This window comes from Flavobacterium sp. (genome assembly GCF_021151785.1).
Lineage (GTDB): Bacteria > Bacteroidota > Bacteroidia > Flavobacteriales > Flavobacteriaceae > Flavobacterium.
On record NZ_JAGKWP010000110.1, the window covers coordinates 1 to 7452 of the forward strand.

Consider the following 7452-nt stretch of genomic DNA (forward strand, 5'->3'; position numbering starts at 1 on the left):
ATATTATTATTCAGATAAATTTATTTGAATAATAATATTGCTGCTTTTACTGGATGTTTAACTTTTTTCTTTGAATAATCTTTTGGAGCACATTGAATCGGTTATTATACCGGATAACGATAGTAAGAATGATTAATTGATATAAAAGAATTGAATAATTCACTTCACCCCAGATACCGAATTCTGTGAATGAATTAATTAAAATAGGTATGAGCATAGTAAATATGAGTTCTTTTTGAACCTTATCTTCAACCTTAATAATTGCACGTATCATAAAGCTCATTTGTAATAACACGACCAGAAATCCAATAAACCCTAAATTCATCAATACCTGTATGAACGTATTGTGTGTCATCGCAGCAGGGTAGGTGTGCGCTCCCTGGAAATACGTGGTATAATTAATACGCATAAAGCCAAATCCAAGCAAGGGTTCATTTGGCAAACCTTCTGTCAGAAGGGCTTCCCAGAAAGGTAACCTGCCGGTCATTGATAATACTTCCTCAGCTCCTGAAGTGCCGGATGTTTTAGCACCTTCTTTCAGGAAAATAACATTCACAACAATGGGCATGACTAGAATTCCTACAGCTACAACAGTAGCTTTCAACGTATAACTTTTTGATATAATAACATAGTACATTGCCACGAGAAAGAAACCAATCATGGATGAGCGTGAACCTGTAATAAACAATGCATATAGTGCAATCAAAATCATAATGACATTCCAGACCAGATTGGCTTTTTGTTTAAGCTCAGCAAAACAGCAAGCAATGGCAACGCCACACAACATTCCCAGCTCATTTGGATTCATCATTTGACCACCTAAGCGGCTTACTTCGCCACCGTGCGTTTTGCGGATGAATATATCTGGAGCTACAATATTCCCGATTAAAAAGATACTCAGGTTTAAGATAATTGCCGGAGCAATTATGGCACTAATGCGAATGTAATGCTGCGGATAATAGTGATTCAGCATCACAATAATATAAATGAAAAAAAAGGAGAATACTAGCATTTCAATATCACGGGTGATCTGTAGCGCAGAAACAGCAACGTCGGAAGTCCATACAAGAGAAAGTAATCCTAAGGATAGGTAAAGAGAATAAAGTAATATAGCCAGAACGTGTTGATAGCGGAAAGAGGGTATAAATCCTTTCTTTATGAGTCTGAAAAATATGAATAGAATTAATGTGGTCATGGCCAAACCAATTCCTGTTTTTAAGACTTTGGCTATTGCTGCGCTATCACTGATTGTTGAAAATCCCACCAGGCGCAAAAATAGAATAGCCACCAGCCACGGAAATATTTTCCTGGAGATATTTAATGTTTCTAATGTTGGTTGATTTTGCAGCCCCATAACAGGTGTTATTTTTTAATACGGGTAATTTTCCGGATAAATATCAGAACCTTTCGGGATGTGGTTTTTATCAATTTCCGGATTCCGTTATCCTTTTTCATTTTTGAAAATTCTTCAACATCATTCAGTATTAGCCGGATATTGTCAAGTTTGTATTCTTCTTTTAACAGATCCGGTTCTATCAATAGCTTGGTTTTAGTAAAATTAGCCCTGAAAAGGTATAACGTGATGTTGCTAATTTTCAATAAAGGCAATGCATCCAGTGCAGTATCAAAAGATGTTGTATCCAGAATGATTATTTTAAATGTTTTCTGAAGCGCTTTTAATTTAGTTTCCAGTTCGGGTCTTGTAAAAATTGCTTCCGGAATAAATGCTGATTTCCCTTCGGGCATGATAAACAAGTCTGATTGTTGCTGATATATGCACTGGTTAAAATCAAGTTCTTCTGTAATATATTCAGAAAAACCTTTTTGGGCTATTAAATTATATTGCATTCCAATCGACGGATTTCGAAGATTGCTTCCAATCAGCAATACAGGAATTTTCATGTCAGCAAATGCATGAGCAAGGCCTTCGGCAATATATGTTTTACCTTCTTTATCTATGCTTGACGTTACTGTAATAATCTGATCGTTTGGGTCTGAAATAATAAGCCTGGTGGCCAATGCATAAAAATCAGACTTTGAAAAATATTTTTTATTTTCATGCCGAATGTCTGCAATAACCGGGCATGTAGAATTTTTTTCCAATTCATCTTTATATTTTACTCTTGAACTTATCGCTTCATAAATGTAAATGATCGCCAAACTGATAAGTAATCCCAGAAATCCGAATATAATTAACGTGAATGTTTTTTTCGGAGATACAGGTTTGGAGGGAATTGTTGCACGCTGAATGATTCTGTGAAAAGAAAAAGTTGCGCCCTGGGCAATGCTGGCTTCGGTATTTTTTTCTGTTAAGAAATTAAAGATTTCCTGGTTTAATTTAAAATTACGTTCGAGGATAACAAGTTGCTTTTCCTTGGTAGGTACAGTTTCAAATGGAATTTCAGCGAGGCGGATATCTTCCTGTATTTTGTCACGCTGAATCCGCATGCCGTTTTTGGCGTTCTGTATATTCTTTTTAATATAAGAGGTTACATCATCAATATTGCTGTTGATGATTTTTATCTTTTCATTGTCTGGTGTGTACTTAAGCAGCAATTCTCTACGCTCCGCCTGCAGGTCTTTCAGACGTTTCATCAATTCTGTATAAAGGAGTCCGCCGTAGCCTTCATAATTGGCGGCTTTTGACAAGAAATCTTCGTTCCCCTGATTGACGTAGAAATCTATGGTGTCTAATGTTGCCAGGTTCATCTCTACATTTGTCAATTGTATTTTTAATTGAGCTATTTTTTTCAAATCTGTTTCAACCTCAAGCTTTGTATTGGTAATGTCATTTTTTAAACGATAATTTTCTAATTCATTTTCTGAATCAACTAATTTTTTTCCAATGTCAATTAATTGCTGATCTATGAAATCAACCGTTTTTTTTGCTGCACCTGTTTTAATGCGTATTCCTTCATCGATATATGTTTGCATTAATGTATTGGCAAGCAACATTGCTTTTTCCGGAACCGGATGTCTGCAGATAATCCGTATCACGGGAATATCTTTGTCGAGTTCATTAACATCAACATTTTTGCTTAATGCCTCCATTTGTTGTTCGATGGAGCTAATAGTAAAATAATATTTGTCTGTAATCAGAATGCCGGGTTTATTTTTTAATACTTCGGAATTTAATTTTACGAACAGGTCTATTCCTTTTAATTTTACAGGTGTATTGAAAGATTCGGTAGAGTGAAAGGGTTTTTCATTAAATGTGTAATCCAGAGTAAATTTTGTTGTGTCAATGATATTTACATGAAAGTTTACGCCATAATAAGCCTCATCACTTATATCGTATTTAATTGTGAAAGGACTGTCGTAAAATAATTCGGATGTTCTTATTTTTCCTTCTCTGAAGTATGATACATCAAAAGGTATAGTAGCAAGTGCAGCACGAAGCATTTCCGGAGATTTAACAACCTCTACTTCGGCCATTATTTTGCTGGGATTATTAAATACATCAAAAGTTTTAAAAAGATTTGTATTAGAGATATCTATATTGGGGTCTTCCAGTTTGATTCTGCCGGTACATTCGTACATGGGGGTACTGTAGCGGACAATTCTGCTCGCGATAAAAATCATAACAGCCATTAGGCCTATAATAAAAGGTAGGCCTTTAAATGCGGGCTGAAAAATCCGGATGATTTGTTGAAGGTTATTCATATAAAAATTATTCTTTATAAATACTAATCAGATCCCGGGCAATGTTGTTCCAGTTAAAATGCTGTTTAATCATTTCAACTGCATTGGCGCCAATCTGTTCAATTTTGTTCTGGTATTTCCATGTTTCTATTTGGAACATGGATTGTGAAATTTCATCCGGTGTATTATCTTTTAAAAAGATACCTGCATTATTATCTTGAATATATTCACCCATATTTGTAAATGCGCTTACCACACATGGAATGCCATTGGCAGCAGCTTCTAAGACTGCAGTAGGTAAACCTTCATTGCGTGATGGGTGATAAAATGCATCCATAGCTGCAATTTCATTGAATTTGTCTTCTCCATAGCGTGTTCCGAGAAAAAATACAGAATCAATTAAGTTATTTTTTTTGATATATGCCTGCATTTCGTTCATATATTCTCCATTTCCTATTAGCCGAAGTTCACCGGTACCTTTTTTATCTTTATATTTTTTAAACCCTGCTAATAAAAGATCGAGGCCTTTTTGGTCACGGGTAAGCCTGCCGCAATATCCAAAAACGGGTACGCTTGCTTGTCGTCGAATCTTTGCAGACGGGATATCTTCCATGCGCTGACCATTGGGAATTAATATTTTTTTTGATAGTGCATGTACCTTGTCGATATCATTTTTTTCTCCCGCCCCGAGACAATGAACGGCTTTACAAGTTGAAAGAATATTTTTTTCAAAAAAATTAAAATAGATGCTTTTAAGCAGTCCGTTTTTTCTTAACGCATTAGCTGCATAATTTCCGTGTGGAGTCAGAATAAAATCCAGCCCATATTTATTCAGGAGTTTAGTAAAGTGATAAAATTCTGGAATGAAGCCTCCGTGGATGTGAAATACAGTATCTTTCGTACATTCGCTGATTGCTTTTTTTATTGATGCATCAATGACAAGTTTATTTTTTTTAGATTGAAATAAGTTTAAATCGTATACTCGAGCCGTAGTTTGTTCTTGCGGGGCAGGAGTGATCCCCCAAACACTTACACGATACCCCAACGATGTTTGTTCTTTGGCGAGGTTGTCAACAACTTTATTGACTCCATTCATTCTATCCGGATTCGCTTTACCTAGTACTAAGTGAATGATGTGCATAGCAGTAATTTTTTAATGAATAGATATACCAAAATTGAGTGAGTAGCTGGCTGATAATAATACCTGAAAGCACTCCATAAATTCCATAATGTGTTATAAGAACATTTGCGGATATAAAACTGAATACAGAACTGATTATATAACCAATTAATATATGATGGTTTTGTTCGATTGTCCGGATTGCAAATCTCAGAGGTATAGATATAAAAACAAGTATATAGAATAGCGCGTAGATCTGAACAGTACCGGAATATTCAATAAAAGCCCTTCCATACAGCACCGCTATAATCTTTGAAGAAGATAACGCGATGGATATGCATAAGATACTTGTTATGAGTAAGCCTTTGATGGTAACAGATTTTAAATATTTGATTAAGGCTGCAGCCCCTAGATTGTGAAATATTTTTGAAGCGGAAACCGGGATATAGGATTCCATGGCGATGAATAAAATATTCAATACGCCGACAATATTTTGAGCAATACGGATTATACCGATTTCGGCCGTACCTAATAAAACACCTGCGGCAACTATAAAATAATTCCCGGAGAATAATTGTATGACAGATGTAAGGATCAGCCATTTTCCTTGCATCCAGTGATTGCTGATTGTAAAATTGAATAAGTGCAGATTTATTTGTATGCCTGATATTAAATAACCTGTAATTGCTGTTGTAATAAAGCTGATAGTAATAATTGAAAATATGTTTCTGACTGTAGAGGCGTAGCCGGAAAATAATAATCCAAGAAGCAAAGCTGTGCATAATACATCCAGCAAAAAAGTTATTTGTGGTTTGCCGGTTAGAATGAATTTTTTTCTGAAGAAGTCCTGCATTGTAAATGCGAAAACAGCTGCAGGTATTATGAATAGTAAACCTTCAAGGCGCGGAGTTTGAATGAATAATATGTCTATATATAGCATGAGCATTACAAACACAGAGCTCATGATACTGAATAATAACTGCAAAGAAAATAATGATTGGATATATTGATCCCTGTTTTCTTCAATGGATTTGTAGGCATATATGCTTGTCATAGGATTAAAAATGAATGATTGCTGCAAACCTGAAATAAACAGCACCAGCATCCAGCAAAGAACAAAGAAACCATAAATTTCAAGTCCCAATATCCTGGCGTACATAAATGAAGTGATAAAATTACCTCCGCTTACAATAGTCTGATCCAGCAAGGTAAATCCTTTGTTTTGATGTTTCTGCAATAACTCTGTATATTTTTTCATCTCTGTGTACGCTATTGAAAGAATTTGATTAGAACCAGTGTTGCGGTAAGCGTTGACGAAACTGCAATTAATACAGGAGCTTTTTTATCTACCATTTTACTCTTTCGGGTAGGAACATATATAACATCACCTGCTTCAAGTACTAAGTTTTTTTGTTTATAATCGTCCATGCATGTCAGGTCGAGTGTAAATTGTTTTGTATCGGAACCGCTTCCGCGAATTACCTGGATATGTTTTTTGTCAGCATAAAAATCAAGTCCACCAGCTAATCCCAACATTTCAACAACTGTGTTGTAATCCTTATCTATGGTGTATTTACCTGCTTTAAATACCTCTCCCAGAACTGTAACTTCCATGTTGATTACTTTTACTACTACTACCGGGTCAACAATATATTTTGCGTATAGTGTCCTTAAAGAATCTCCGGCAGCCCGGGGTGTTAACCCACCAAGCACAACCGTCCCGATTTGAGGCAGTGTTACTTCGCCCAGTTGGTTGATCATGATCCATTTTCCGTACACTTCGTTGGAGTTATATACACCGAATAGAGAACCAACACTAAGGTCATCATGGCTCCATATACTGATTGTAATCTTATCATCAGGTTTAAGTATATGTTCTGGAATACCAGGAGGAATAGAGTCACATGCAGAATAGTTATGTTTACTATTCTGAAATAAGTTTTGCGTAGTACAGGCGTTTAATAGCAGCGCGGCTGTAAGTACAAACAAATAATTGCAAAGGCGTTTCATCGTTTAATAAATAAACTTTAAAAACAATAAGGTTGCTGTTACCACAAACAACATGGCAATTGCCGCTTTCTTAAATACATCTTTTTGTGTCTCCGTATTTACAATAGATTTTAACATCAGAATTTTTGTAATGGCAAGAGAGAGATTTAAAAAAGCATCATCGTCTTTTGTTACATAATCGTATGCTCCATATTTCAGGCTATTAATTCCAATGAGAATGTTGTCTTGCGCCGATAAAAAAATTACCTGTATATCCGGGTTAATAGCTTTAACCTGTTTCAAAACTTCTATGCCGTCCATAGAACCTAGCATATAATCTAAAACAATAATATCCGGGCTTTTAAAAAGATTCTGTAAGCATTCTTCACCCGAATTGAAAATTTCTACCTGAAATCTTTTTTGTTCAAGCTGAAAGCCGATCATTTGAGCGTATGCTTCATTGTCTTCGACAACAAATACAAATGGTTTTTTATATGTTTTCATAGCAGTATACTTGATTTTAAATCTGTATTTGCTATTAAAATGCCAGAATATTAATTGTTTTTAATTATCTGTAAATCAGAAATTTAATTAATTTTTTTGGAGGGTGTTTTCTATCACAGGGAATTGTTTTCCAGAATATGGAAATGATTTAACGGCCAAAACAAGTAGCCGCAAAATGAAATTAATAAAAATATTAC

General features: G+C 35.2%; 6 protein-coding genes. All 6 read right to left on the reverse strand.

The window, feature by feature from the left end; translation table 11 throughout:
* Positions 1–46: 46 nt before the first annotated feature.
* Genes QZ824_RS09900 through QZ824_RS09925 form a run of 6 tightly spaced genes read right to left on the reverse strand, consistent with a single transcriptional unit; the run spans position 47 to position 7255 of the window.
* A complete protein-coding gene (locus QZ824_RS09900) occupies positions 47–1354 on the reverse strand; it encodes an O-antigen ligase family protein (protein ID WP_291275860.1) in 1308 nt (435 codons plus the stop codon).
* Positions 1355–1362: 8 nt separating this feature from the next.
* A complete protein-coding gene (locus tag QZ824_RS09905) occupies positions 1363–3663 on the reverse strand; it encodes a GNVR domain-containing protein (protein WP_291275861.1) in 2301 nt (766 codons plus the stop codon).
* Positions 3664–3670: 7 nt separating this feature from the next.
* Positions 3671–4783, reverse strand: coding sequence for a glycosyltransferase family 4 protein (locus QZ824_RS09910; protein WP_291275862.1), 1113 nt, complete (start codon positions 4781–4783; stop codon positions 3671–3673).
* Positions 4755–6020 carry a hypothetical protein gene (locus QZ824_RS09915; RefSeq protein WP_291275863.1) on the reverse strand — a complete coding sequence of 422 codons (1266 nt, stop codon included), beginning with the start codon at positions 6018–6020 and terminating at the stop codon, positions 4755–4757. The genes QZ824_RS09910 and QZ824_RS09915 overlap by 29 nt, the downstream gene beginning before the upstream one ends.
* A gap of 11 nt (positions 6021–6031) precedes the next feature.
* Complete coding sequence (locus QZ824_RS09920) at positions 6032–6772, reverse strand: polysaccharide biosynthesis/export family protein (protein WP_291275864.1); 741 nt, start codon at positions 6770–6772, stop codon at positions 6032–6034.
* Positions 6773–6775: 3 nt separating this feature from the next.
* Positions 6776–7255 (reverse strand): response regulator, encoded by a 480-nt coding sequence (locus tag QZ824_RS09925; RefSeq protein ID WP_291275865.1) that lies wholly within the window; start codon positions 7253–7255, stop codon positions 6776–6778.
* Between the last annotated feature and the right edge of the window lie 197 nt (positions 7256–7452).

Bases quoted from the DNA above. Each gene is read 5' to 3' on its own strand.
- QZ824_RS09900 (WP_291275860.1), bottom strand. From the start codon at position 1,354: ATGGGGCTGCAAAATCAACCAACATTAGAAACATTAAATATCTCCAGG.
- QZ824_RS09910 (WP_291275862.1), bottom strand. From the start codon at position 4,783: ATGCACATCATTCACTTAGTACTAGGTAAAGCGAATCCGGATAGAATG.
- QZ824_RS09915 (WP_291275863.1), bottom strand. From the start codon at position 6,020: ATGAAAAAATATACAGAGTTATTGCAGAAACATCAAAACAAAGGATTT.
- QZ824_RS09905 (WP_291275861.1), bottom strand. From the start codon at position 3,663: ATGAATAACCTTCAACAAATCATCCGGATTTTTCAGCCCGCATTTAAA.
- QZ824_RS09925 (WP_291275865.1), bottom strand. From the start codon at position 7,255: ATGAAAACATATAAAAAACCATTTGTATTTGTTGTCGAAGACAATGAA.
- QZ824_RS09920 (WP_291275864.1), bottom strand. From the start codon at position 6,772: ATGAAACGCCTTTGCAATTATTTGTTTGTACTTACAGCCGCGCTGCTA.